Origin of the sequence: Curtobacterium sp. 9128 (assembly GCF_900086645.1) — a bacterium.
Classification (GTDB): domain Bacteria; phylum Actinomycetota; class Actinomycetes; order Actinomycetales; family Microbacteriaceae; genus Curtobacterium.
Map to the genome: position 1 here is coordinate 572,883 of NZ_LT576451.1, position 25,276 is coordinate 598,158.

Sequence of the window (25,276 nt, forward strand, 5' to 3'; positions counted from 1 at the left end):
GGGCCGCCGCGCGAACCGTTACCGGAACGGTGTCGGCGGCCCCATCAGGCCCGCTACTTGTCGGGTTCGGCGGTCGCGGACGGGCTGCTCGTCGGTGTCGGCGTGTACGTGGCCGACGCGGTGTCCGACGACGCCGACTGCAGGTCGCCGCAGTTCACGACGTAGCTCAGGCTGACGTCGCCCGGCTGCGCGGCGGTGACCTGGACGGCCGTGCCGCGGGTCGCCCCTGAGCTGTTGCCGGACGAGTCCGTGCCGTTCGTGATCGTGTAGGTGTACCCGGTGAGCTCGTAGCCGGCGGGGCAGCTCCCGTACGCACTCCACGAGAACGTCACCTTGCCGTCGGTCGACACCGTGCCGGCGGTCGGTGCTGCCGGGCCCTCGAGCGTGGGCTGCGCGGTGTACGCACGCAGCACGATCGCGGTGCCGGCGGTCAGGCTGCCGGTCGGGCTGATCGACTGGACGGTGCCCTGCTTGTCGGAGCTCGGTGCGGCGTCGCCGTCCTCGATGCTCGTCTGGAAGCCGAGGGCGTCGAGCTCGGCCTTCGCCTGGTCGGCGTTCTTGCCGATGTAGTCGCTCTGGTTCACCGTGATCCGCGTCTGGGTCGGCGACGCACTCGGCGTGCGTGACGGTGTCGGGCGCGGCTTGGCGCTCGACGACGACGGGGACGGAGTGGGTTCGGCCGCACCGTTCGCGAACGCGAACGCTGCGATGACGCCGCCGGCGATCAGCACGACCGCTGCCGCCACGACCCACCAGATCCAGGCGCGCTTCTTCTTCGGTTCCTCGTCCTCGGTAGTCGTGGGCGAGCCCGGTGTCCGGGGGCCGCCACCGACGGCACCCGCCGACTGCGTCCCGATCAGCGCGGTGGCCGCGTCGTTCCCCTGCGGCGGGTTGAACGCGACGGTACCGGCGCCACCGAGGGCGGGCACGGCGACCGTGGCCGCTGCGACGTCACCGCGACGGAGGGCCTGTGCCGCACGGGCCAGGTTCGCAGCGGTGGCGGGACGGTCGGCCGGCTTCTTCGCGATGCAGGACATCACGAGGGCGGCGACCGGCTCCGGGATGTCCCCGGGGAGCGCCGGTGGCTGCTCGTTGATGTGCGCCATCGCGATCGCGACCTGCGACTCGCCCGTGAAGGGACGGCGTCCGGCCAGGCACTCGTACGCGACGATGCCGAGCGAGTAGATGTCGGTCGACGGGGACGCCGGGTGACCGCTCGCCTGCTCGGGTGACAGGTACTGGACGGTTCCCATCACCTGTCCGGTGGCGGTGAGGGGCACCTGGTCGGCGATGCGCGCGATCCCGAAGTCGGTGATCTTGACGCGGCCATCCGGGGTGATGAGCAGGTTGCCCGGCTTGATGTCGCGGTGCACGAGGCCCACGGCGTGCGCTGCCTGGAGCGCGTTGGCCGTCTGCGCGACGATGTCGAGGACCTTGTCGACGGGCAGGGTGTGCTCGCGCTCGATCATCGTCGAGAGCGCCTCGCCGGGGACGAGCTCCATGACGAGGTAGGCGCTGCCGTCCTCCTCGCCGTAGTCGAACACGTTGGCGATGCCCTCGTGGTTGACGAGCGCCGCGTGCCGGGCCTCCGCGCGGAAGCGCTCGAGGAACCCGGGGTCGCCGAGGTACTCGTCCTTGAGGATCTTCAGGGCGACGGTCCGGCCGATGACGAGGTCGGTCGCCTGCCACACCTCTCCCATGCCGCCGATGGCGACCCGGGACGAGAGCTGGTACCGCCCACCGAAGGTGAGTCCGCTGGTGGGTCTCATTTGTTCAGCACCGCCTCCATGACTTTCTTCGCGACCGGGGCCGCGACCGTGTTGCCGACGCCGGACTGTCCGAGTCCGCCACCGTTCCCGACGACGACGGCCACCGCGACCTCGGGGTCCTTCGCGGGCGCGAACCCGGTGAACCACAGGGTGTACGGGTCGCCCGTTCCGCCTTCGGCCGTCCCGGTCTTCCCGGCGACGTCGACCCCGTCGATCTTCGCATTCGTGCCGGTCCCCGCGTTGACGACGCTCTGCATCGCCTCGGTGAGGTCCGATGCCTCTGACGAGGACAGCGGGTCGCTGTACTGCTTCGCCGAGAAGGACTCGACCTGCTTGAGGTCGCTCGTCGTGATCGAGTCGACGAGCGACGGCTGCATGACCTTACCGCCGTTCGCGATGCCGGCGGAGACCATCGCCATCTGGAGCGGCGACACGCGGACGCTCGCCTGCCCGAACGAGCTCAGCATGAGCTGCGCCGTCGAGTCGACGTCGGGGTACTGGCTCGCCGTCGCCTTCATCGGGACCTCGATCGCGTCGCCGAAGCCGTACTTGTCGGCCATCGCCTTGATCGTGTCGTACCCGAGCTTCTGCCCGAGCTCCGCGAACGGGATGTTGCACGAGTACTGGATCGCGGTGCGGAGCTTGACGGTGTCGCCGCCGCCGCACGAGCCGCCCTCGGCGTTGTTGATGTACGTGCTCGTCCCCGGCAGCTGCAGTCGCGAGGGGTTCGGGAACTCGGAGTCGAGGTCGTACTTGCCGCCCTCGAGCGCGGCGGACGCGACGACGAGCTTGAAGACCGATCCCGGCGTGTACAGGTCGCCGCCGATCGCGCGGTTCTGCAGCGGCGTCGGGGACTGGTTCAGCAGCGCGTCGTACTGCGCCTTGACGTTCGCGGTGTCGTGCGAGGTCAGCGAGTTCGGGTCGTAGTCCGGCTTCGACACCATCGCGAGGATCTTGCCGGTCTTCGGCTGGATCGCGACGACGGCGCCGGTGTTGGACCCGAGCGCGTCGTACGCGGCCTGCTGGACGTCGGGGTCGATCGTCAGGTTGACGTTGTCGCCCTGGACGTCCTGGCCGGTGAGGATCGAGTTGAGGTTCTGGAAGAACGAGTCGTCCGAGTTGCCGGACAGCACGGTGTTCTCCGCACTCTCGATGCCGGTGTTGCCCTGGCCGATCGTGAAGTACCCGGTCACCGCCGAGTAGAGCGCGCCGTTGGAGTACTTCCGCTGGTACTGGTACTGGTCGTCGACCGCGGTGGACTCGGCGATCGGCGTGCCGTTGACCAGGATCGCGCCGCGCTTCGTCGAGTAGCTGTCGAGGATGGTGCGGGAGTTCCGGGGATCGGCGCGGAGGGAGTCCGCCGAGAAGAACTGGATCGACGTCGTCGACACGAAGAGTGCGACGAACATGAGCACGACGACCGTGGAGACGCCGCGGAGCTGCCGTTTCATCGACGCCCCTTCCTGGTCCGGCCGAGGGCGTCGCCACGCTCGGACAGGACCCGTTGTTCCGCCGGGATGGAGTCGGTCAGCCGCAGCAGCATCGCCGCGATGATCCAGTTCGCCACCAGGGAGGAACCACCTGCGGCCATGAAGGGTGTCGTCAGACCGGTCACGGGGATGATCCGGGTGATGCCGCCGACGACGACGAACACCTGCAAGGCGATCGTGAAGCCGAACCCGATGCCGAGGAGCTTGCCGAAGTCGTCCTGCGCCATGAAGCCGACGCGGATGCCGCGGGATGCGAGGACGATGAAGAGCGCGAGGATCGCGAAGACCCCGATCAGCCCGAGTTCCTCGCCGAGCGACGCGATGATGTAGTCCGCGTTGGCGACCGGGGTGATGTACGGGCGGCCCTGGCCCAGGCCGGTGCCGGTGATCCCGCCGTTCGCGAACCCGAACAGGCCCTGCACGAGCTGGTAGCTCGCCTGGGTGCTCGCGTTGTAGATCGTCGGGTCGAACGGGTTCAGCCACTGCTCGAAGCGGCCGTGCACGTACACGAGCGCACTCGCCGCGATCAGCGCACCACCGACGAACAGCACCAGACCGATGATCACCCAGCTGAGCCGCGCCGTGGCGACGTAGATCATCACGAGGAACAGGCCGAAGTACAGCAGCGCGGTGCCGAGGTCGCGCTGGAACACGAGGACGCTCATCGCCGCGCCCCAGACGATGAGGATCGGGCCGAGGTCACGGGCACGCGGGAACGTCATGCCGAGGAACTTCTTGCCGACGATCGACAGGCTGTCGCGCGCGGTCACGAGGTACCCGGCGAAGAACAGCGCCATCGTGATCTTGGCGAGCTCACCTGGCTGGAACGAGAACGGTCCGAACCGGATCCAGACCCGGGCGCCGCCCGGGGCGTACCCGATGCCGGGCAGCATCGGCAGGAGCAGCAGCACGATCGTCAGGAACATGAAGATGTACCGGTACCGCTGCAGGAACCGGTGGTTGCGCACGACGATGATCGTGACGAGGGCGAGCACCATCGCGAGCAGCGTCCAGACGATCTGCTTGACGCCGATCGCGTTCCACCCGGACAGGCCGTTGTGGATGTCGATGCGGTAGATCTCTGCGATCCCGATGCCGTTCAGGACCAGGGCTACCGGCAGGATGAACGGGTCGGCGTTCTTCGCGACGATCCGCAGCACGATGTGCATGATCAGCGCGAGGCCGAGGATCGTCGAACCGACCCAGAGCACCGACGTGTCGAACAGCTTCCCCTTGGTGCCGAGCTGCACGAGGACCATCGCACCGGCGCAGATGCCGCACGCGATGACGAGCAGGACGAGCTCGAGGTTCCTGGCGCGCGCGGGCTCCCGGAGCTTGATCGTGATCGCCTGGGTGAAGGACTGCGGGGTGGTCGCGGTCATCGGGCATCACCCGATGGGGACGGCGACGGCGTCCCGGTGCGACCGGGTGTCGGGGTCGGCGAGGACGACGCGCCGCCGGAGCCACCGGTTCCGCTCTGGTCCTGGCCCGTCCTGGCCGCGGTCCGCAAGCGGTCGACGATGTCGCGCGCGTCGGACAGGGACTGCGCGTTGATCGTGGACCGGACGTTCTCCCTGGTGTACTCCGGCAGGTCCGACACGCTGATGTCGGAGTCCTCGTACACGTCGGAGAGCTTGATCGGACCGATCTGCTGCTGCACGCCCTTGTAGATCGCGACCGTGCCGCGATCGGTGCCGACGTAGTAGTGGTCCTGCACGATGCGCCAACCGAGGAACACCGCACCGACGAGCGCTGCGACGGCGAGAACGAGCGCGATCGTCCACGAGATCCGGCGGCGCACCCGGCGTCGACGGTCCTCGGCGATGAGCTCGGCGAAGTACTGGTCGCTCTCCGGCTCGAAGTGCGAGTCCTCCGGTGCCGACGTGACCTTGAGCGGGTGCAGCAGGATCGTGGGGAGGCGGATCGGCTTGCGGCCGGTCGACGCCTCGAACGTGAGGGGCGCTGCGGCTGATCCGACCGTCGTGGCCGCGTCGTCGTCGTCCTCGGTCGGGACGGCGTCGGTGACGTCCATCACGACGACCGTCACGTTGTCGGGGGCGCCGTGGTCGAGCGTCTCCTTGACGAGGCGCTGCGTGACCTGGTTCGCGTCCATGTTCGACGCGAGCGCGTGCCGGATGCGCTCCTCGGCCAGGTAGGACGACAGGCCGTCCGAGCAGAGCAGCCAGCGGTCGCCCGGTCGGATGTCCATGATCGCCGTGTCGACCTCCGGAGCGGCGTCGACGTCGCCGAGCACGCGCATCAGGACGGAGCGGCGGGGGTGGACCGCGGCTTCTTCCGGCGTGATGCGACCGCTGTCGACGAGACGCTGCACGAACGTGTGGTCGGACGTGATCTGCTGCAGCTCGCCGTCGCGGTGCCGGTAGATCCGGGAGTCGCCGATGTGCGCGATCGCGATCTGGTCGCCCACGCGGATCATCGCACTCACCGTGGTGCCCATGCCGGTGAGCTCCTGGTGCTCGAACACCGTCTCGGTGATGAGCTGGTTCGCGGCGATCAGCGCCGACTGCAGCGCGAACTCGGCGTCGTGCGCCGAGGGGAACTCGCGGTCGACCTCGCGGATGCGACGGATCGCGATGGCCGAGGCGACGTCGCCGCCCGCGTGCCCGCCCATGCCGTCCGCGACGGCGAACAGGTGCGCCCCGGCGTAGCCGGAGTCCTGGTTGTTCGCGCGGATGCGTCCGACATGGGACACAGCGGCGCTCAGCGTGCGAGCCGTCATCTGGGGGTTACCGCCGCAGCTCGAACGTCGTCGTCCCGATCGTGATCGGCGTGCGCTCCGCCACGGTCACGGGAGCGCTCACCTTCTGACCGTTGACGAAGGTGCCGTTCGTGGACTCGAGGTCGATGACGACCCATCCCGACGGCTGCAGTTCGAGCCGGGCGTGGTTGGTGGACGTGTAGTCGTCGCGGATCACGACGTTGCTCTCGCTGGAGCGTCCGATGGTGATGGGGCCGCGACCGAGGGGCATCTCCATGCCCTCTCGTGCGCCCTCGGTGATGACGAGCCGGGTGGCGACGTCTGTCGCCGGCTGCGCCGAGCCGCCGGACTGCGCCTGGTTGATGATGTCCGTGAAGGCCCCGCCACCCGCTGGCGCTGCTGCGTTCGCAGCGGGGATCGTCGGTGTCGTCGGGCCGGACGGTGCACCCTTCGGATCGGTCGGGATCGTGCGGACGCGCTGGCCGAAGAGATCGCTCCGCAGCGCGAACACGATGACGAAGACGAACAGCCACAGCACCGCGAGGAACGCGAAACGCAGGACGAGCAGTGTCAGTCCTGTGGTCATCGCGCACCTCCGTTCTCCGGGATCACCCGGAACACCATACGGGTACGACCGATCTCGATGGTGGAGTCCGGCTCCACGATCGCCTGCTGGAAGCGCTCACCGTTCAGCTTCGAGCCGTTCGTCGAGCCCAGGTCGTTGGCCTGTGCGTGCTTGCCGTCCCACACGATCTCGACGTGCTTCCGGCTCGTGCCGGTGTCCGCGACGGTGATGTCGGCGTCCGTCCCGCGGCCGATCACGGTGCGTCCGCGCTGCAGCTTGTGGCGCTGCGAGCCGATGTCGAGCACCGCGACCCACGCGACGTCCCGCTGCACGGTCGTGGAGTCGATCTGCAGGATCCCGGTCGACAGGGTGCCGTCCTGCTGCAGGCGGATCGTCACGGGACCGGAGAACGAGTAGTTCTGCGCGACGGCGTGCTGCTGCACCATCTGCGTGAGTTCGTCGATGAGGGGACGACCGACGTCGTTCATGCGCGTGCAGTCCGGCGGTGCCAGACGCACGGTGAACTCGTTCGGCACGAGGATGCGGTCGCGTGAGACCACCGCGGCCTTGGTGTCGAGTTCTCGTCGGAGCGCGCTCGAGATCTCGACGGGCTGCACACCGGAGCGGAAGGTCTTCGCGAACGCGCCGTTGACGGCGCGCTCCAGCCCTCGCTCGAAGTTGTCCAGCAGTCCCATGGGTCTCCACGTTCTCGGTCGTCGACCCCTGCATGGTAGTAGGTGGCACCTGGGGGGCTCTGTGCATGGTAGTGTTTTCGGGCTGGCGCGAGTGGCGGAATTGGTAGACGCGCACGGTTCAGGTCCGTGTGCTGGAAACGGCGTGGGGGTTCAAGTCCCCCCTCGCGCACCAGGCACTGTGTTCACGACACAGGGAGAAGGCCCCCGATCGGAAGATCGGGGGCCTTCGTCGTAGAGGCGCGCTCCGCGGACTGGAGGCTCGGTGTGCGTCCGCCTCGCCGGCCCGGTCCGGCCGTGGTCGTGTGGTCGTCTCGCTGATCGTCGCGGGCTCGGACCTCGACTCCTTCTGGTACTACCGGTCATACTCAGCCCATGAAGACGGCGATCTCGGTTCCCGACGCTGACTTCCTGCGGTTCGAGCGGGTCGCCAGACAGCACGGCATGAACCGGTCGCAGTTCTACCGGACGGCCGCCTCGCGGCTCGCCGACGAACTCGAGGGGACGTCCGAGCTCACCGCCCTCGCGAACGCTGCTCTTGCCGTGTCCGGGCGCGACGACGACCTCTTCGTCCGTGAGAGCGAGCGCAACCGTGTCGAAGGCGACGAGTGGTGATCGAACGCGGCGACGTGGTCTGGGCCGATTTCGGTTCCCCGGGGGGCTCCGAGCCGGCGAAGGTGCGACCGTGCGTCGTGCTGCAGGCCGACTGGCTCATGGCATCGAAGATCCAGACCGTGCTGACCGTTCCGCTCACTTCGAACACGGCGATGGAGCGCTTTCCCGGCAACGTCCTCGTGCCATCGGGAGCATCTGGCCTCGACAAGGACTCGGTCGCGAACGTCACCCAGGTCGGTCCGGTCAGCCGCGAGTTCGTGGACCCGCATCCGGTCGGCATGCTGCCCGCCTACCTGCTCGGCCAGGTCGAAGCCGGAGTGAGACTGGCACTCAGTCTCTGACGCGATCGGGTTGCCGGCGCCGGTCCGCAGCCGCACCGGCCTACCGTGACCGGCATGAGCAGCAACCAACGCGTCGTGGTCATCGGCGGTAGCGGACACATCGGCACGTTCCTGGTCCCACGGCTCGTCCGTGCCGGACACCGGGTCGTGAACATCAGCCGCGGGCAGCGCCGCGCGTACGCCGACGCGCCCGAGTGGCAACTCGTCCAGCAGGTCACGGCCGACCGCGAGCAGGAGGACCGCGACGGCACCTTCCCCGACTGCGTCGCCGAGCTGCAGCCCGACGTGGTGATCGACCTGGTCTGCTTCACGCTGGAGTCCGCGACCGCCCTGGTCGAGCGGCTCCGCGGCACCGGCGTGCACCTGATCCACTGCGGCTCGGTGTGGCGCGCGGGTCCGAGCGAGGTGCTGCCCATCACCGAGGACGCGATGACCCCGCCGTTCGGGACCTACGGCATCCAGAAGGACCGCATCGCCCGGATGCTCAAGCAGGAGACCGCCGACGGCGGTCTCGTCACGACGAGCCTGCACCCCGGGCACATCAGCGGCCCCGGCTGGGCGCCGATCGGTCCGCTCGGGAACCTGGATGCGTCGGTGTGGCGCACGTTGGCTGCTGGGGAGGTCCTCGAGGTGCCCGGGATCGGCGCCGAGACGATGCACCACGTGCACGCGGACGACGTCGCGCAGGCGTTCGAGCTCGCGGTCGAGCACCGGGACGCCGCCGCCGGCGAGGACTTCTCCGTCGTCGCTCCGGACGCCCTGAACGTCCGTGGCTACGCGGCGGTCGCCGCGTCGTGGTTCGGACAGGAGGCACGGCTCGAGTCCGTCACGTGGGACCGGTTCCGCGAGACCACCGACCAGGACGCGGCCGGCGCGAGTTGGGACCACCTGTCCCGGAGCCAGGTGTTCAGCATCGAGAAGGCGCGCCGGCTGCTCGGGTACGACCCGCGGCACACGGCCGGCGCGACGGTCGAGGAGGCCGTCCGGTGGCTCGTCGACCACGGCGAGCTCGAGGTCGCTGCGCCCTTCTCGGCCGCCTGAGGAGATCAGTACCGCGGGTGCTCGCGCCGCCCGCTTCGTTCGGCGAACGCGTCGAGAGCGTCGACAACGTCATCGTTGATCCAGACCCGGTTGCGCTGCTTCGAGTTCGCCAACCGCAGGACTCCGAGATCGACCAGCTGCGCGAGTCCGTTCAGCACGGCCGGACGCGTCGCGCCGATCCGCTCGACCGCGAGCCGGGAGTTGAGCACCGGGTATTCGATCGAGAACCGGGCGATCCGCCGTGCGGCTGCGTCGGAACGGAGCTCGCGCATGGCGAAGTCCCAGCGGGACTCGAGCTGCCGCAGGTCGTCCGCGAGCACGGACGCGTTCCGGACGCCGGCGAGCGAGGCGTCGGCGAAGACCTCGACGATGGGCGTCGCATCGCCGCCGCGGTAGGCCCCGAGTGCACCGAAGTAGGCATCCAGATCCGTGAGGAGTCCACTGCTCACGGGGATCGTCAGGTGCTGCAGCACCCCGCGACGGCGCAGGATCGACTGGACGAGTGCGCGTCCGGTGCGGCCGTTGCCGTCCGGGAACGGGTGGATGGTCTCGAACTGGGCGTGCGCGACCGCCGCCTGGACGAGCACGGGGACGTCGTCCCGGCGGACGAACGCCACGAGGTCGTCCATGGCTGCTTGGACACCGCTCTGGTGGGGCGGAACGAACTCCGCGGTGTGCGGGAGTCGCCCGCCGATCCACACCTGCTCGTCCCGGTAGTGCCCGACCATCGACGGTGCCGACTCGGCGAGCAGGGCGCGGTGCATCGCGATGATCGTCGCTTCGCCGATGTCGTCCGCGAGGGCGATCGCTGCTTCCATCGCGCGGACGTTCCGCACGATCTGCGGTGCGTTCCCGGTGACGCGCTCGTCGATCTCTGCCTCGGAGATCGCCCGGGCACCCGCGGTCAGCTGTTCGATCTCGGAGCTCGATGCCGACTCGCTCCGGAGCAGGACACCGGAGAAGGGCGCCGGGAAGTGTGCGAACTCCGCGTCGAACCGGGTGATCGCGCCAGACGCGTCGTCTGCATCGGCCCGAGCGTGCGCGGCGACCTGCACGTCGAGGTCCGCGATGCGCGGCACGACGGCTGCTCGGTACGGGCTGTCCCACAGCTCGCGCTGACGCCGTGGGAGCAGGTCCGGGGTCTCGAACCGGGGGAGGGCGCGCTGCTCCCACCTGACCGCCGTGGTGCCCATCGAACCTTTCCCTTCCACCGTCCTTGGTGAAGGATACTGCACAACCTTTACCAAGGACGGAATGGAGGGTCGGATCCGGGCCGGCACCGAGCCTCCAGTCCTGATCGTGGGTGCCTTCAGGACGTGAGCTGCTCCGGTGACAGGCCCACGGCTCCGGCGATGGTGGCGACCACCAGGTCCTCGCGCTCCGAGCGGGACCGGTAGTCGACGAGCGCGTAGCCGTTCGTGGCGTCGACGAGTGCGAAGAGGAGGAGCGCGACGCGCTCCGCGTCGTCGGTGTGCATCGATCCGTCCGCGACGCCGTCGGCGACGACCGACCGGGCGAGGGCCTGCCAGTCGTCCATCACGGAGCGGGTGGCCTCGGCGAGGGAGGGGTTGGTCCGGCCGATGCTCCATGCGTCCGCCCACAGTGCCGCGACGTCGTCGCGCACGGGGTCGTTGATCGACGCGAGCAGGACCGCGAGCCGTGCGACCGGGTCCGGCCGCTCTTCGACGATCGCGCCGACCTCGGTGACCTCGGCCGATGCGATCGCACGGAACGTGTCGGCGAGGAGGGACTCCATCGACGGGCGGTAGTGCGCGACGAGCGAGGGCGCGACACCGATCGACGCGGCGACCGACCGCAGCGTGACCCCGGCGAGGCCGTCCGCGCGTGCGACGGTGACGGCTGCGTGGTCGATCTGGGACAGACGGTCCGCGGCGCTCAGTCGACGGCGGGGCTGGGCGGTCACACCGTCAGCCTAGGCAGTGGACCGTGCTTCACGCGGCTGGCAGGGCGACGAACGCGGCCCAGACGTCGGCGCGGGTCGCGAACAGCCCGAGGTCCCGATCGAGGAGCCGCGCGGCGTGCTCGATCCGGGCGCGGGCGGTGTGCCGGTGGACACCGAGGACCTGCGCGGCGCGGTCGTACTCGCAGTTCTGCTCGAGCCAGGTGCGGAGCGTCCGGGTGAGGTCGGTGCCGGCCGCGGCGTCGTGCTCCGTCACCGGGGCGAGGAACGCCCTCGCGATGTCCGCGGCGTCCGTGTGCGCGAGGTGGGCGAGGACGCCGTCGCGGGCCAGGTCGCCGAACTCGACGATGCCTGGGCGGCCCTCGCGGCTGCGGTCGAGTGCCTGGACGGCCTCGGCGCGGGCGCGCCCGAAGTACCCGTACCCGGCACCGTCGGACAGCCCGGCGTGCAGGCCGTACTGCGTGGTGAGGCGTTCGACCGGGCGAGGGTCCTCGGCGCTCACGCAGAGGAACAGCGCGTCGTCGACGGCGAAGAACAGCTGTCCGGGGGACTCCTGCACCCAGAGCTCGAGGAGGTCCACCACGGAGTCCGTCTGGTGGTCGGGCACGTCGATCGCGGCGACGCGGATCGGCTCGGTCGGCAGTGGCCCCCAGAGCTCGCGTGACGTGGTCTCGACGACCTCGGGGTCGCCGAACGACAGCATCGTCAGGAGTCCGGTACGGAGCAGCCCGCGGGCACGAGCCAGCTCGCGGTTCTGCTGGAGCGCGAGTCCGGCGAGGGCGATGACCGCGGTGACGACCTCGCGGCCGGCCTGGTCGAGCGACCCGGTCGCGATGGCCAGCACGCCGTCGAGATGCCCTCCCGACCCGAGCGTCTGCAGGGTGAAACCCCCTGTGGCGGTACTCATCGGCAGGCTCGCACGCTGTCCGCCGCGGAGGAGTCGAGCCCCCTCGGCCTCGAGCTGTTCGCGCTCGTCGGACGGGATGCCGTCCGCCGGGAATTCGCGGTCGATCCGCCCGGACACGTCGAGCAGCCCCACCCAGCAGTCGAGTTGCCGGGAGAGTTCGGCGAGGGTGGCGCCGAGTCCGTCCGGGCGCAGGGCGGCGAGGGAGATGGCGCGCTGTGCCGCGAGGGCCCATGCGCTCCTGGCGTTCGCGTCGCGGGCGATCGTCTCCGCGTTGGCCTGCACCACGGCGATGAACGAGGTCTCGTAGGGGACCTCGAAGAGCGGCAGCCCGTGGGCGCGGCACGCCTCGACGAGGGCGTCCGGCGTGCCGGCCCTGACGACCTCCGTCCCGAAACCGAGCGCGACGACCCCGCGGTCGGTCAGTCGTCGGACGTACGCGTCCGCCGCCTCGGTCGACACCTCGGCGTCGGAGTCGAACTGGGTGCCCGTGGTCAGCAGTGCCTGCCCGGTCCCGAGGAACGGCGTCGGGTCGGGGAGGTCGGAGCTGTGCAGCCACGTGATCGGGACGTCGGGGTCTGCGTCGGTCAGCATGCGGAGCCGCAGGTCGCGACGGTCGAGCAGGGATCGCAGGGTGGCCGGCATGTCACCAGTATCCACCGTGGCGATCTCTCCCCGCGCGCCTGTACGTGGTGGACAGTGAGTCGGCCGCGATGGGCTCCTACGATCGCCGCATGACCTCCACCGCTGTCCCCGCGACCACCACCGGCGGACCCGGGCTCCCGCAGGAGCGCCGCCTGGTCACCGCGATCCCCGGCCCGCGCTCCCAGGAGCTCCTCGCACGCAAGGCGGCCGCCGTGCCGTCCGGAGTCGGTGTCGCGGTGCCGATCGCGGTCGTCGCGGCCGGTGGCGGCGTGGTGGTCGACGCCGACGGCAACTCCCTGGTCGACCTCGGGTCCGGGATCGCCGTGACGAGTGTCGGGAACGCGCACCCCGGCGTCGCCGCAGCGGTCGCGGCGCAGGCGGTCGCCTTCACCCACACGTGCTTCACCATCGCGGCCTACGACGGGTACGTGGAGGTTGCCGAGGCGCTCAACCGCCTGACCCCCGGTGACCACGAGAAGCGGACGGCCCTGTTCAACTCCGGCGCCGAGGCCGTCGAGAACGCCGTGAAGATCGCGCGCAAGCACACCGGCAAGCAGGCGATCGTGGTGTTCGACCACGCGTACCACGGGCGCACGAACCTCACGATGGCGCTCACCGCGAAGAACCAGCCCTACAAGAGCGGCTTCGGTCCGTTCGCCCCCGAGGTCTACCGGGTGCCGATGTCCTACCCGTTCCACGACGGGCTCTCGGGCGCCGAGGCCGCAGCACGCGCGATCAGCCAGATCGAGAAGCAGGTCGGCGTCGAGAACACCGCGGCCGTGCTCATCGAGCCGATCCAGGGCGAGGGCGGGTTCGTCGTCCCCGCGTCGGGCTTCCTGCCGGCGATCGCCGAGTGGGCGCGCACGAACGACGTCGTGTTCATCGCCGACGAGGTGCAGACCGGCTTCGCCCGCACCGGCGCGATGTTCGCCAGCGAGCACGAGGGCGTCGTCCCCGACATCGTGACCACGGCGAAGGGCATCGCCGGCGGCCTCCCGTTGTCCGCCGTGACCGGCCGGGCGGAGATCATGGACTCGCCGCACGCCGGCGGCATCGGCGGCACCTACGGCGGCAACCCGATCGCCTGTGCGGCAGCGCTCGCCGCCATCGACGCCTTCGAGCACGACGGACTGATCGAACGCGCCCAGCAGATCGAGACGGTGCTCCTCGGCGCACTCCGCGCGGCGCAGGAGCGGGACCCCCGAATCGGCGACGTCCGCGGGCGGGGCGCGATGATCGCCATGGAGCTCGTCGATCCGGACACGGGTGCTCCGGACCCCGGGTTGACCGGGCGTATCGTCCGGTATGCGTACGAACACGGCGTGATCGCGCTGACGGCCGGCACGTACGGGAACGTCGTGCGCTTCCTCCCGCCGCTCGCCATCGACGACGCACTGCTCGTCGAAGGCATCGGCATCGTCCTCGAAGGGCTGGCAACGGCATGACCCACGACCTCCTCTCCCGCATCCCCACCGGACTGTTCATCGACGGCACGTGGCAGGACGCATCAGACGGCAGCACCTTCGCGGTGCACGACCCGGCAACGGGGGACGTCCTGGTCGAGGTGTCGAGTGCCACCGCGGCCGACGGTCTCCGCGCGCTCGACGCCGCCGACCGGGCCCGTGCCGACTGGGCAGCGACGCCGCCCCGGCAGCGTGCAGAACTCCTCCGAGCCGCGTTCGACCTGCTCCAGGAGCGCCGCGACGACTTCGCGCTGCTGATGACCCTGGAGATGGGCAAGCCCCTCGCCGAGGCGAACGGCGAGGTCACCTACGGCGGCGAGTTCCTCCGGTGGTTCGCCGAGGAAGCGGTCCGCATCGGCGGCTCGTACGGCACGAACCCCGAGGGCTCCGGCCGGACGATCGTCTCCCACAAGCCCGTCGGTCCCGCGTACCTGATCACCCCGTGGAACTTCCCCCTCGCGATGGCGACCAGGAAGATCGCCCCGGCGCTCGCCGCCGGGTGCACCGTCGTCGTGAAGCCGGCGGAGCTCACGCCGCTGACGACGCTGCTGTTCGTGGACCTGCTCCGCGAGGTGGGCGTGCCGGACGGCGTCGTGAACGTCGTCCCGACCAGCGACGCGAAGGCGGTGTCCGCCCCGATCCTCGAGGACTCCCGGCTCCGGAAGCTGTCCTTCACGGGATCGACCCCCGTCGGCCGGTCCCTGCTCGCGCAGGCGTCCGAGAACGTCCTCCGCACCTCGATGGAGCTCGGCGGCAACGCCCCGTTCCTGGTGTTCGCGGACGCCGACCTCGACGAAGCAGTGGCCGGCGCCCTCGCCGCGAAGTTCCGGAACACCGGGCAGGCGTGCACCGCGGCGAACCGGTTCCTGGTGCACGAGGACGTCGCAGCGGAGTTCGCCGACCGGCTCACCGCCCGCGTCGAGGCGATGCGGGTCGGCCCCGGCACCGAGGACGGCGTCGCGATCGGGCCGCTCATCGACGACCGTGCCGTCGCGAAGGCCGACCGGCTCGTCTCCGACGCGGTCGAGCGCGGTGCGGTCGTCCGCACCGGCGGTCACCCGATCGACGGCCCCGGGACGTTCTACGCGCCCACCGTCCTCACCGACGTGCAGCCGGGCAGCGCCATCCTGACCGACGAGATCTTCGGTCCGGTCCTGGCGATCGCGACGTTCGCCACCGACGACGAGGCGATCACCCGTGCGAACGACACCGAGTACGGTCTCGTGGCGTACGCCTTCACCGAGGACCCGGCACGCGGACAGCGTCTGATGGAGCGGCTCGAGACCGGGATGCTCGGCCTCAACACCGGCGTCGTGTCGAACGCCTCGGCGCCGTTCGGGGGCGTGAAGCAGTCCGGCATGGGCCGCGAGGGCGGTGCGGAGGGCATCTCCGAGTACCTCGAGACGATGTACACGCTGACGCCCGATCCGTTCCGGAAGCGCAGCACGACCACGACAGGAGACGCACGATGATCGAGCGAGACGTCGTCATCATCGGCGCCGGCGTGACCGGCCTGACCGCGGCGACCCGGCTCCGCGCCGAGGGCAGGACCGTCGCCGTCCTCGAGGCACGTGACCGGGTCGGTGGTCGCACGTGGACCAACGACATCGAGGGCGTCACCCTCGAGATCGGCGGACAGTGGGTGTCGCCGGACCAGACCGCCCTGCTCGAGACCCTCGACGAACTCGGCCTCGAGACGTACGACCGGTACCGGGAGGGGCAGAGCGTCTACATCGACGCGGACGGCACCCGCACCGAGTACACCGGCGACATCTTCCCGCTGCCGGCGGCCACGGCGAACGAGATCGAACGCCTGGTGTCCGTCGTCGACGAGTACGTCGCGCACGTCGATCCGGCCCGACCGTGGGAGTCGCCCGACGCGAAGCGCCTCGACGAGACGTCCTTCCGTGACTGGCTGCACGGCGTCAGCGACGACCGCGTCGCGACCGACAACGTCGAGCTGTTCATCGCCGGTGCGATGCTCACCAAGCCCGCACATGCCTTCTCCGCGCTGCAGGCGTTCCTGATGGCCGCGTCCGCCGGGAGCTTCACGAACCTGGTCGACGCCGACTTCATCCTCGACAAGCGCGTCGTCGGCGGGATGCAGCAGGTCTCCCTCCGGCTCGCCGAGCAGCTCGGCGACGACGTGCACCTGGACGCCCCGGTCCGCACGCTGCGGTGGACCGACGACGGCGTCGTCGCGATCGCCGACGGTGGCATCGAGGTGCACGCGCGCCAGGCACTCGTCGCCGTCCCGCCGCCCCTCTACACGCGGATCTCGTACGACCCGCCGCTGCCCCGACGGCAGCACCAGCTCCACCAGCACCTGTCGATGGGCTTCGTCATCAAGGTGCACGCCGTCTACGACCGGCCGTTCTGGCGGGAGGCCGGGCTCTCCGGCACGGCGTTCAGCCCGTACGAGCTCGTGCACGAGGCGTACGACAACACCTCGTACGGCAAGGAGCAGGGGACGCTCGTGGGCTTCGTGTCCGACGAGCACGCCGACGCGGTGTTCGCGCTCGAGCCTGCGGAGCGCAAGGCACGGGTCCTGGAGTCCCTGGTCCACTACTACGGACCGCAGGCAGCCGACCCGGTCGTCTACTACGAGAGCGACTGGGGCACCGAGGAGTGGACGCGCGGTGCGTACGCGGCGAGCTTCGACCTCGGTGGTCTCGCACGCTACGGCGCCGACCAGCGCGCAGCGGTCGGGCCGATCCGCTTCGCCTCGAGCGACCTGGCCGGTGCCGGTTACCAGCACGTCGACGGTGCGGTCCGGATCGGCCGCGAGGTCGCTGCGGAGATCGCAGCGGCCCTGCCCCAGCCGGCCACGGTCCGGTAGTCACCACGGTGCGGACGGGAGGCTCGGTGCCGGCTGGCACCGAGCCTCCCGTCCGTCAGCGGGTCAGGACCGCCGCATCTCCACCGTCGGACCGAGCGCGCCGGTGAACTCGGTGCCGACTTCCCGGAAGCCGGCCTTCTCGTACCCGCGCCGCGCGCGGGCGTTGCCGGTGTGCACGGACAGCCGCAGCGGTCCGTCCGCCCAGCTGGCGATCGCGTCGAAGAGGGCGGCGAGCACCTTCCCGCCCCGCGCTTCGGGTGCCACGAAGACGCCGACGACCGAGCAGCCGTCTCTCGGGATCGGGCGGCCCTCGTAGTCCGGGTCGCCGACACGCTCGAGGAGCCCGGTCGCAGACCCGATCCACGTTCCGGACTCGTCCTCGGCGATGAACTGCCGCGCCGTGGCTGCGTCGCCGGCGTCGTCCGACCCACCGGCTGCGCGATCCTGCCAGAACGTGTCGGGCAGCGATGCCGTGTGCTCGGCGGAGTCGACGAACGCCATCGCGGCGACGGGGTCGTGCACGGCGCGGAGACGAAGCTCACGGACGTGTTCCCACTCGTCGGCGTGGATCGGACGGACGGTGAACCGCTGCATCACCGCAGTCTTGCAGAGCGGCTCAGATCACGCTGGCGGCGGCGGTCGGATCGCGGTCTGAACGCACTCCTGTGCGGCTGCGGTCCGGGCCGCGCGTACGGTCCGGTCCATGAGTGACACGACCCACCACGGATCCGGCCAGCCCTCCGACGAAGCCCGGCAGTACACCGAGGACCTCCCCGACGGCTCGCGCACCGGCGACGCCACGGAGGACCCGGAGCAGGACAGCGACGTCGACTCGGGCGGCGAGCCGGCGGACCCGCAGTAGGACGGACGGGAGGCACGGTGCCAGACGGCACCGTGCCTCCCGTCCGTCAGTCCTGTCGAAGGATGCGTTCGCCGGTCTCCGGATCCCAGCCGATGGTCTCCGGCTGCTGCGTCGCGGCGCGCGGCGTACGTTCCGCGCGCGGGAACCACGGGCGCGCCGCCGGGAGGAACAGGAGCACCGTTGCGACGATGGTCAGCGCGATCATCGCGAGGGGGAGCGGCGCGAGCGCGAACCCGAGCACGGCTCGGGCCGCCGCCACGACGACGAGCACGACGCGGGCGCGACGCGACCCCGCCGCGGTCCGGAACACCGCCCAGGCGATCGCGGCGTACAGGAGCACCGCCACGACCTCGGCCGGGAGCAGTGCGCTCCCGTGGGCCGAACCCGGCCCGACCGCCGCGGTGACCGCCCGCACGACGATGAGCGCGACGGCCACGGCGACGATGAGCAGCCAGAGCGCGACGGCGACGGTGACGATCGTCGGACGGCGGTGTGGACGTGCGTCGGTCATCGATGTCTCCCCTGCCGCCGGTGTGGCGGACCAGGGCGATCCTAGGGCCAACTCCGCCTCGGGCGGCCCCCACAACGGGTGGAGCAGCCGTCTCCGACAAAAAACGATTCGGTACGACTTCTTGCATTGAAGTGTAGAACTGCAATAAGGCCAACTCAATGATCGGCCCTCGTCGGCCACGAAACGGGACTTCATGAGGATGATCGACGTCATGGTCATCGCGGTCGCCGCGATGCTGCTGGGAGCGGGCTTGGCACTCATGGTGTGGTCCACGTCGGTCGCGGAGGGAACCGCGCTCTGGAACCGAACCATGTCCGCGGGCAGCGCTCTGTCCATCGCCTCGGCGATGGTCGGCGCTGTCGGAACGATCTTCATCAGGAGGAACCGCACCCGGCGGTGAACGCCGAGGACGACGGACGGGAGGCACGGTGCCAGCTGGCACCGTGCCTCCCGTCCGGTGTGGAGTCGGGTCCGCGGATGACGTCAGCCGATGCGGATCAGCTTCTTGTTCACGAACTCGTCGGCCCCCAGGGGGCCGAGTTCGCGGCCGAAGCCGCTGGCCTTGACGCCGCCGAACGGCAGCTCCGGGCTGTCCGCGCCGACGATGTTCACGTAGACCATCCCCGCCTCGATGCGGTCCGCGACCCGGAGGGCCTGGTCGGCATCGGTCGTGAACAGGTACGAGCCGAGACCGTACGGGGTGTCGTTCGCGAGCCGGATCGCGTCGTCCTCGTCGGTGACCCGGTAGACGGCCGCGACGGGGCCGAAGAACTCCTCGCGGTACGCGTCGTTGTCCGGCGTGATCCCGGTGAGCACGGTCGGGGTGAACGCGTTGCCCGAGCGCTCGCCGCCGGTGACGACGGTCGCGCCCTGCTCCTTCGCCGCGTCGAGCTGTTGCTCGAGCCGGTCGGCGGCCGCCGGGGAGGACAGGGGCCCGAGTTCCGCGCCGGGGGTCGTCGGGTCGGTCGGTGCCACGGCCGACATCGCGTCCGTGAACTTCGCCAGGAAGTCGTCGTACAGGTGGTCGGCGACCAGGAATCGCTTCGCGGCGTTGCAGACCTGCCCGTTGCCCTCGAGCCGGGTGGCGACGGCGGACTCCACGACGGCGTCGAGGTCGTCGGTGGACAGCAGGATGAAGGGGTCGGAGCCGCCCAGCTCGAGGACGACCTTCGTCAGGTTCCGACCGGCGATCTCGGCGACTGCGGCTCCGGCACGGGCCGAGCCGGTGAGGGAGACGCCCTGCACGCGGGGGTCGGCGATGACGTCCGCTGCCTGGTCGTTCGTCGCGAAGACGTTCGTGTAGGCCCCCTCGGGGAACCCGGCGTCGTGGAAGATCCGCTCCACCGCGAGGGCCGACTCGGGGCACTGCGGGGCGTGCTTCAGCAGGACGGTGTTGCCGATGAGGAGGTTCGGGCCGGCGAAGCGGGCGATCTGGTACGCCGGGAAGTTCCACGGCATGATGCCGAGGAGCACCCCGACCGAGTCCTTGCGGATGAAGGCACTGCCCTCGGAACCCGGTGCGAGGGTGATCGGCTCGTCCGCCAGGAAGCCCTCCGCGTGGTCGGCGTAGTAGTCGTAGATGTCGGCGCAGAAGTCGACCTCGCCGATCGCCTGGTCGATGGGCTTCGCCATCTCGCGGACGATCGTGGCGGCCAGCTCGTCGCGGCGCTCGCGGTAGAGGTCGGCGACCCGGTGCATGACCGCGGCGCGCTCGGCGACGGTGCTGATGCGCTCGCGGTGGGCGCGGTCAGCGGTGTCGATCGCGGCGCGGAGCTCCTCGTCGGTGATGGTCGGAAAGGTGCTGAGCACCTCGCCGGTCGTCGGGTCGGTGACGGCGTAGTCGGTCATCGTTTCCTCTCAGGCCTGTTCGTCGGTCAGCTGCTTGTTGACGCCCGTCACCGGCTGGTTCTCGTCGAAGCCCTTCGGCTGGACGCGGAACCCCTTCGTGATGACCAGGAGGTACACGAAGCCGATGGCGGCCCACACGCAGCCGGCGATGAGCGCGTCGGCGTGCAGCTGTGACCAGAGAACACCGGTGAGGAGCATCGCGACCCCGGGGAGCACGATGTACGCGAACCGGTCGCGCGCGGTGTGGCGGCGGCCCTGGCGGACGGCGAAGTGCACGATGACGGTCGCGTTGACGAACGTGAACGCGATGAGGGCGCCGAAGTTGATGTACGACGAGATCGTGTCGAGCGAGAACGTCATCGCCAGCAGGGTCACCGCGCCCACGATGACCACGTTCGGGATGGGCGTCCGCGTGCGGGGGCTGACGTAGCCGAACACGCGCTTCGGGAGGACGTTGTTCCGACCCATCACGAGCAGCATGCGGGCGACGCTGGCGTGCGACGCCAGTCCGGACGCGAGCGCCGCGACGAATCCCGCCGCGACGAGGATCGCCTGGAACACGGGGCCGCCGACGATCAGCCCGATCTGGGGGAGCGGGTCGTCCGTGAACTCGCCGAACGGGGCGTTCGTCGGGAAGCGCAGCTGCGCGAAGTACGCCGACACCAGGAAGATCAGGCCGCCGATGAGCACCGTCATCAGGATGGCCTTCGGCATGATCCTGATCGACTTCGCCTCTTCGGTGTACATCGTGACCGCGTCGAACCCGATGAACGAGAAGCAGACGACGGTGGCGCCGGTGAGGAGCGCCGACATCGTCACGCCGTCGTGCACGAACGGCTCGGTGCTCGCGATGGTGCCGGCCCCTGCACCGTGCACGAGCTCGATCACCGTGAAGACCACGAACGCGATCATCGCCAGGATCGCGCCGATGAGCAGGACCATGTTGAGGTTCGACGTGCCGCGCATCGACAGGCAGATGACCGTGGTGACGAACACCGTGTAGACGACGACCGTCACCCATGCGGGCAGCGCCGGGAAGACCTGCTCGAGGTACAGCCGGATGATCAGCGCGTTCACCATCGGGAGCAGCAGGTAGTCGAGCAGGGACGCCCAGCCGACCATGAAGCCGGCGTTGGGGTGGATCGACTCGCGCACGTACGTGTAAGCGGATCCGGCTGCCGGGTAGACGCGGACCATCTTCCCGTAGCTCACGGCGGTCAGGAGCATGATCACGAGGGCGATCAGGTAGGCGCTGGGAACGGCACCCTCGGTCTCTCCGGAGACGATCCCGAAGGTGTCGAAGACGACGGTCGGGGTCATGTAGCCGAGGCCGAGGCCGACGATCGCCCAGAGCCCGAGGCTCCGCTTCAGGGAACCGCCGCGCGCCGGTGTTGCCGGGGCGGTGACCGCGATGGGTGATGCCATGGGCGTTCCTCCTGAGCGTTCGGTTCGGTGCACAGTACCGACGCCATGGGGTTCGCCGGACCCGCCGTGACGTACACCGGCACCCCGCTGGCTGTACTCCGGGGCGATTGCAGACCAGCACCCGCGTGGATGCCGGGAACCAGCCGCCGGGGAGCGTCGAGAACCCTCAGGAGTGGCGATCTCCCGGTCGGCGGACTTCCCGGCGGTGCTCCCTACGATCGGCCTTCCCATGCAACGGACATCTCGCTCTCAGACCGTCACCGTGGTGGTCGTCGTCCTGGCGGTGTTGACCGCGGTGAACCTCGGCGTGTCTGCGACGTGGTGGACCAGGGCTGCCGCGGGTTCCCCGACGACATCCAGTGCCGCTGCTCCGCCGACCTCGGCCACGACCGCGATGCCGAGTGCGATCCCGAGTGCGATCTCGACCGCGGTCGCGACCGCCGAGCCCCCCTCCGACGGGATCCCGGCCGCCGAGGCGCCGGGGAAGACGGCCGCCCCGGCCACCGAGGACCTCGCGACGACCTGGACGCCCCCGGCCGGCATGCCGACGACCGGGCGGCTCGTCCGCGTCGCGATCCCGGCCACCCGGTCGCACTTCACGGCGCGCGACGCGCTGCTCTGGCTGCCGCCGGCCGCGCTCACGGCCGATCCGCCGCACCTGCCCGTCGTGGTCCTGATGTCCGGCCAGTCGAGGGGCGCTGGACCCGAGGACCTGCAGACCGGCGGGCACATCGAGGCGACGATGGACGCGCTCGCCACCCTGCACCGAGGCCTCGCGCCCATCGTGGTGGTGCCGGACCAGCTCGGCCCGGACTCGGCCAACCCGATGTGCGTGGACGGTCCCCTCGGCAACAGTGCCACCTACCTCGAGGACGACGTGCCCGCGTGGATCACCTCGCACCTCACGGTCCAGTCGGGGGCCGCTGCGTGGACCGTCGGCGGGTTCTCGCAGGGTGGCACGTGCGCCATCCAGATCGGTGCGGGAGATCCGGAACGGTTCGGGAACATCATCGACGTGTCGGGCGAGGACGGACCGAGTCTCGGATCCGTCCAGAAGACCATCGCGGAGGGGTTCTCCGGCAACGCGGCGGCCTACCGACGAGCGCAGCCCGCGGCGATCCTCACGACGCACGGGCCGTACCGGGACACGGACGCGTTCTTCGCCGCCGGCGGTGACGACCACGCCTACGGGCAGGTGACGCCCGTCCAGGCGCAGCGGGCGCGGGCCGCCGGGATGCACGTCACCACGTGGATCCTCCCCGGCGGCAGGCACAGCTGGAGCACCGCAGGGCCGGCGATCGCCGCCGGGCTCGCGTGGCTGGCGCCACGACTCGGCATCGCACCGAGCTGAGCCCGGCGACTCAAACGGGCTGTTGCTGCGTGATGCAGTGCAGGCCGCCGCCGCGGGCGAAGACCTCGCGTGCGTCGACCGTGCGGATCTCACGGCCCGGGTAGACGTCGGCGAGGATGCCCCGTGCGCGGGCGTCTGCTGCTTCCTCGCCGAACCCGCACACGATCACGGCGCCGTTCACCACGACGTGGTTGACGTAGTTCCAGTCCACCGGGCCGCCGTCGTCGGTCAGGGTCGCCGGCGCCGGGATCTCGACGATCGTGGCGTCGGTTGCCTGTTCGATCGCGCGACGGATCTGCGGCATCACGAGGTGGTCGGGGTGGTCGGGGTCGGGTTGGGCGTGGAGCAGGACGACGTCGGTCGCTGCTCCCGCGAACGTGGCGACCATGTCGACGTGTCCACGGGTTCCGAGCCCGTCGTAGTCGCGCGTCAGGCCCCGCGGCAGCCAGATCACGTCCGTCGCACCGATCGTCCGGGCGAGTTCCTCCTCGACGCGGGCGTGGTCCGCGTAGGGGTTCCGCCGCGGGTCGAGCTGCACCGTCTCGGTCACGAGCACCCGGCCGCGGCCGTCGACGTGGATCGCGCCGCCCTCGTTGACCAGCAGTGACGGGATCCGTCGGACACCGGCGGACCGTGCGACGGACGCGGCGATCTCGGCGTCGCGGGTCCACGTCGACCACGAGTTCGCACCCCAGCCGTTGAACACCCAGTCGACGGCGCCCCGTTCGCCGGTCTCGTCGTCGACGACGAAGGTCGGGCCGATGTCGCGCATCCAGAAGTCGTCGAGCGGCGCCTCGAGCACGTCCACCGAGCGGGACAGCAGGCGGTCGGCGTCGGGTCGTGCGACCGGGTCGACCACCACGGTGACGGGCTGGTACTCGCTGATGGTGTTCGCGGTCGTCGCCCACGCGGTGCGCGCGGCCTCGGCGCTCGCCGGATCGTCACCGAGGGTGTTGCCCGGTCGCGGGAACGCCATCCACGTCCGCTCCTGCGGAGCCGTCTCCGCCGGCATCCGCCAGGTCACGAGCGTGCTCCCGTCGGTCGTGCGGCCGTCTTCCGCGGTGACGGTCGGTCCGGGATGGAGGCTCGGATCGCCTCCGTCGCGCCGTGGTCGTCCCGATCGGGGTCGACCGGGGCCACCAGGGAGTCGTACAGGTCGGGTCGCCTGGTCAGCGCGAAGGGGAACAGGCGGAGCCACTCGGTGCGGGCATCGAGGTCGAGGTCCGCCACGAGCACGACGCTCGCGTCACGAGGTGCCTCGATGAGCACGCGACCGAACGGGTCGGAGATGAACGACGATCCGTAGAAGGTGATGTCGCCCTCATCGCCCCACCGGTTCGGGACGACCATGAACTGCCCTGCGGTGATGCCGTTCGCCACGATGACGTGCCGCCAGATCGGCGCCGTGTCGAACGCGGGGAACGTCGGCTCCGAGCCGATGGCGGTCGGGTAGACGAGGACCTCGGAGCCCGCGAGGTCGTAGGAGCGGGCGACCTCGGGGAACCACTCGTCCCAGCACGTCGGGAGTCCGACGCGGGCCCCGAGTCCGGGCGGCTCGTAGACGGGGAAGGCGTCGTCGTCGCGACCCGGGCGGAAGTAGGTGTCCTCGTAGTACCCGGCGCTGATCGGGATGTGCGTCTTCCTGGTGCGTCCGACGAGCGAACCGTCCGGTGCCACGAGGACCGCCGTGTTGTAGCCGCGCGGGTCGGCCGGGTCGTCGTCCTCGGCCGGCCGTTCGTACAGCGACGCGTGTACGAGGATCCCGTGCTCGCGGGCCTGTTCCCGCGCGAAGGTGATCGTCGGGCCGTCGTCGATCGATTCGGCGAGGTCCTTCGGGACACCGCTCGCCGGAGTGTCGCCGGGGTACCGCAGCAGCGTCAGCTCGGGTAGGAACACGGCCTGCGCACCGTTCGCGGCCGCGGCGGCGATGCCCTCGGCGAGCTGGGCTCGGTGCGCTGCCGGGTCCTCGAGCCACCGCATCTGCACGAGGGCGACACGGGTGGTCCGACGGGAGTCTGTGCTCGCGTCGCGGAGCGGTGATGCGAGGTCCTGTGCGGTGACGACGTCCATGGCGCCATTGTTGACCACATGATCAACGATCGCAATGGTCACGGAACGGTCACGACGAGAATCCGGTCCAAACCGTTTCCGGTGGGGTGCCGAATCCCATGCACAGACCGGGAAACACCCGGAGCGCTCACCAGCCGCAGATAGCTGGTTCTCCACTCCTTGTCGGAGTGTGTTCGGCGCGCTTTCAGTACGCCGCGCCGAGCGC

General features: G+C 70.2%; 24 protein-coding genes and 1 tRNA gene. 10 read left to right on the plus strand and 15 right to left on the minus strand.

Annotated elements, in window-relative coordinates; genetic code table 11:
- Positions 1-53: 53 nt before the first annotated feature.
- The 6 genes from QK288_RS02900 to QK288_RS02925 are packed head-to-tail and all read right to left on the minus strand — an operon-like array spanning position 54 to position 7,238.
- Positions 54-1,769, minus strand: a complete 1,716-nt coding sequence (locus QK288_RS02900; protein WP_281266313.1) for a serine/threonine-protein kinase — start codon at positions 1,767-1,769, stop codon at positions 54-56.
- Positions 1,766-3,220, minus strand: a complete 1,455-nt coding sequence (locus tag QK288_RS02905) for a penicillin-binding protein 2 (protein WP_281266314.1) — start codon at positions 3,218-3,220, stop codon at positions 1,766-1,768. The genes QK288_RS02900 and QK288_RS02905 overlap by 4 nt, the downstream gene beginning before the upstream one ends.
- On the minus strand, positions 3,217-4,641 hold the full coding sequence (locus QK288_RS02910; RefSeq protein WP_281266315.1) for an FtsW/RodA/SpoVE family cell cycle protein: 1,425 nt from the start codon (positions 4,639-4,641) through the stop codon (positions 3,217-3,219). Before QK288_RS02910 ends, QK288_RS02905 begins: the two co-directional genes overlap by 4 nt.
- On the minus strand, positions 4,638-5,999 hold the full coding sequence (locus tag QK288_RS02915) for a Stp1/IreP family PP2C-type Ser/Thr phosphatase (protein WP_281266316.1): 1,362 nt from the start codon (positions 5,997-5,999) through the stop codon (positions 4,638-4,640). The genes QK288_RS02910 and QK288_RS02915 overlap by 4 nt, the downstream gene beginning before the upstream one ends.
- A gap of 7 nt (positions 6,000-6,006) precedes the next feature.
- Positions 6,007-6,564 (minus strand): FHA domain-containing protein, encoded by a 558-nt coding sequence (locus QK288_RS02920; protein WP_281266317.1) that lies wholly within the window; start codon positions 6,562-6,564, stop codon positions 6,007-6,009.
- Entirely contained in the window at positions 6,561-7,238 is a 678-nt protein-coding gene (locus QK288_RS02925) for a DUF3662 and FHA domain-containing protein (RefSeq protein ID WP_281266318.1), read from the minus strand. The genes QK288_RS02920 and QK288_RS02925 overlap by 4 nt, the downstream gene beginning before the upstream one ends.
- An 85-nt stretch (positions 7,239-7,323) precedes the next feature.
- On the opposite strand from QK288_RS02925, the gene QK288_RS02930 reads away from it, so the two are divergent.
- From QK288_RS02930 to QK288_RS02945, 4 genes are all read left to right on the plus strand, one after another.
- A tRNA-Leu gene (locus QK288_RS02930) sits at positions 7,324-7,410 on the plus strand.
- 200 nt (positions 7,411-7,610) lie between these two features.
- Positions 7,611-7,850 carry a CopG family transcriptional regulator gene (locus QK288_RS02935; protein WP_281266319.1) on the plus strand — a complete coding sequence of 80 codons (240 nt, stop codon included), beginning with the start codon at positions 7,611-7,613 and terminating at the stop codon, positions 7,848-7,850.
- Positions 7,844-8,191, plus strand: a complete 348-nt coding sequence (locus QK288_RS02940) for a type II toxin-antitoxin system PemK/MazF family toxin (RefSeq protein WP_281266320.1) — start codon at positions 7,844-7,846, stop codon at positions 8,189-8,191. Before QK288_RS02935 ends, QK288_RS02940 begins: the two co-directional genes overlap by 7 nt.
- A gap of 54 nt (positions 8,192-8,245) precedes the next feature.
- Positions 8,246-9,232, plus strand: a complete 987-nt coding sequence (locus tag QK288_RS02945) for an NAD(P)-dependent oxidoreductase (protein ID WP_281266321.1) — start codon at positions 8,246-8,248, stop codon at positions 9,230-9,232.
- Between the two features lie 5 nt (positions 9,233-9,237).
- Here the strand turns inward: QK288_RS02945 and QK288_RS02950 are convergent, their stop codons facing one another.
- The 3 genes from QK288_RS02950 to QK288_RS02960 form a co-directional block, all read right to left on the minus strand.
- Positions 9,238-10,425, minus strand: coding sequence for a Fic family protein (locus QK288_RS02950; protein ID WP_281266322.1), 1,188 nt, complete (start codon positions 10,423-10,425; stop codon positions 9,238-9,240).
- A gap of 116 nt (positions 10,426-10,541) precedes the next feature.
- Positions 10,542-11,156: a TetR family transcriptional regulator C-terminal domain-containing protein gene (locus QK288_RS02955; RefSeq protein ID WP_281266323.1), complete on the minus strand. Its 615-nt coding sequence runs from the start codon at positions 11,154-11,156 to the stop codon at positions 10,542-10,544.
- A 28-nt stretch (positions 11,157-11,184) separates the two neighbouring features.
- A complete protein-coding gene (locus QK288_RS02960) occupies positions 11,185-12,702 on the minus strand; it encodes a PucR family transcriptional regulator (protein ID WP_281266324.1) in 1,518 nt (505 codons plus the stop codon).
- Positions 12,703-12,791: 89 nt separating this feature from the next.
- On the opposite strand from QK288_RS02960, the gene gabT reads away from it, so the two are divergent.
- From gabT to QK288_RS02975, 3 genes are read left to right on the plus strand one after another with little or no spacing between them, the layout of a single operon-like run.
- Entirely contained in the window at positions 12,792-14,147 is a 1,356-nt protein-coding gene (gene gabT / locus QK288_RS02965) for a 4-aminobutyrate--2-oxoglutarate transaminase (protein WP_281266325.1), read from the plus strand.
- Positions 14,144-15,637, plus strand: a complete 1,494-nt coding sequence (locus QK288_RS02970) for an NAD-dependent succinate-semialdehyde dehydrogenase (RefSeq protein WP_281266326.1) — start codon at positions 14,144-14,146, stop codon at positions 15,635-15,637. The genes gabT and QK288_RS02970 overlap by 4 nt, the downstream gene beginning before the upstream one ends.
- Complete coding sequence (locus QK288_RS02975) at positions 15,634-17,004, plus strand: NAD(P)/FAD-dependent oxidoreductase (protein WP_281266327.1); 1,371 nt, start codon at positions 15,634-15,636, stop codon at positions 17,002-17,004. Before QK288_RS02970 ends, QK288_RS02975 begins: the two co-directional genes overlap by 4 nt.
- Positions 17,005-17,067: 63 nt before the next feature.
- Here QK288_RS02975 and QK288_RS02980 read toward each other — a convergent pair whose 3' ends face one another.
- On the minus strand, positions 17,068-17,598 hold the full coding sequence (locus QK288_RS02980; protein ID WP_281266328.1) for a GNAT family protein: 531 nt from the start codon (positions 17,596-17,598) through the stop codon (positions 17,068-17,070).
- Positions 17,599-17,707: 109 nt separating this feature from the next.
- On the opposite strand from QK288_RS02980, the gene QK288_RS02985 reads away from it, so the two are divergent.
- On the plus strand, positions 17,708-17,866 hold the full coding sequence (locus tag QK288_RS02985) for a hypothetical protein (protein WP_281266329.1): 159 nt from the start codon (positions 17,708-17,710) through the stop codon (positions 17,864-17,866).
- Between the two features lie 46 nt (positions 17,867-17,912).
- Here QK288_RS02985 and QK288_RS02990 read toward each other — a convergent pair whose 3' ends face one another.
- Positions 17,913-18,377: a hypothetical protein gene (locus tag QK288_RS02990; RefSeq protein WP_281266330.1), complete on the minus strand. Its 465-nt coding sequence runs from the start codon at positions 18,375-18,377 to the stop codon at positions 17,913-17,915.
- A gap of 193 nt (positions 18,378-18,570) precedes the next feature.
- On the opposite strand from QK288_RS02990, the gene QK288_RS02995 reads away from it, so the two are divergent.
- Positions 18,571-18,777, plus strand: coding sequence for a hypothetical protein (locus tag QK288_RS02995; RefSeq protein WP_281266331.1), 207 nt, complete (start codon positions 18,571-18,573; stop codon positions 18,775-18,777).
- Between the two features lie 83 nt (positions 18,778-18,860).
- Here QK288_RS02995 and QK288_RS03000 read toward each other — a convergent pair whose 3' ends face one another.
- Complete coding sequence (locus tag QK288_RS03000; protein WP_281266332.1) at positions 18,861-20,225, minus strand: NAD-dependent succinate-semialdehyde dehydrogenase; 1,365 nt, start codon at positions 20,223-20,225, stop codon at positions 18,861-18,863.
- Positions 20,226-20,234: 9 nt separating this feature from the next.
- Positions 20,235-21,650, minus strand: a complete 1,416-nt coding sequence (locus QK288_RS03005) for an APC family permease (protein ID WP_281266333.1) — start codon at positions 21,648-21,650, stop codon at positions 20,235-20,237.
- A gap of 229 nt (positions 21,651-21,879) precedes the next feature.
- Between QK288_RS03005 and QK288_RS03010 the strand changes: the two genes are divergently transcribed.
- Positions 21,880-23,001, plus strand: a complete 1,122-nt coding sequence (locus QK288_RS03010) for an alpha/beta hydrolase-fold protein (RefSeq protein ID WP_281266334.1) — start codon at positions 21,880-21,882, stop codon at positions 22,999-23,001.
- A 10-nt stretch (positions 23,002-23,011) separates the two neighbouring features.
- Here the strand turns inward: QK288_RS03010 and QK288_RS03015 are convergent, their stop codons facing one another.
- Positions 23,012-24,025: an agmatine deiminase family protein gene (locus QK288_RS03015; protein ID WP_281266335.1), complete on the minus strand. Its 1,014-nt coding sequence runs from the start codon at positions 24,023-24,025 to the stop codon at positions 23,012-23,014.
- The gene (locus QK288_RS03020) at positions 24,022-25,071 is read right to left on the minus strand and encodes a nitrilase-related carbon-nitrogen hydrolase (protein ID WP_281266336.1); all 1,050 of its coding nucleotides are present in this window, start codon (positions 25,069-25,071) and stop codon (positions 24,022-24,024) included. Before QK288_RS03020 ends, QK288_RS03015 begins: the two co-directional genes overlap by 4 nt.
- Positions 25,072-25,276: the final 205 nt, after the last annotated feature.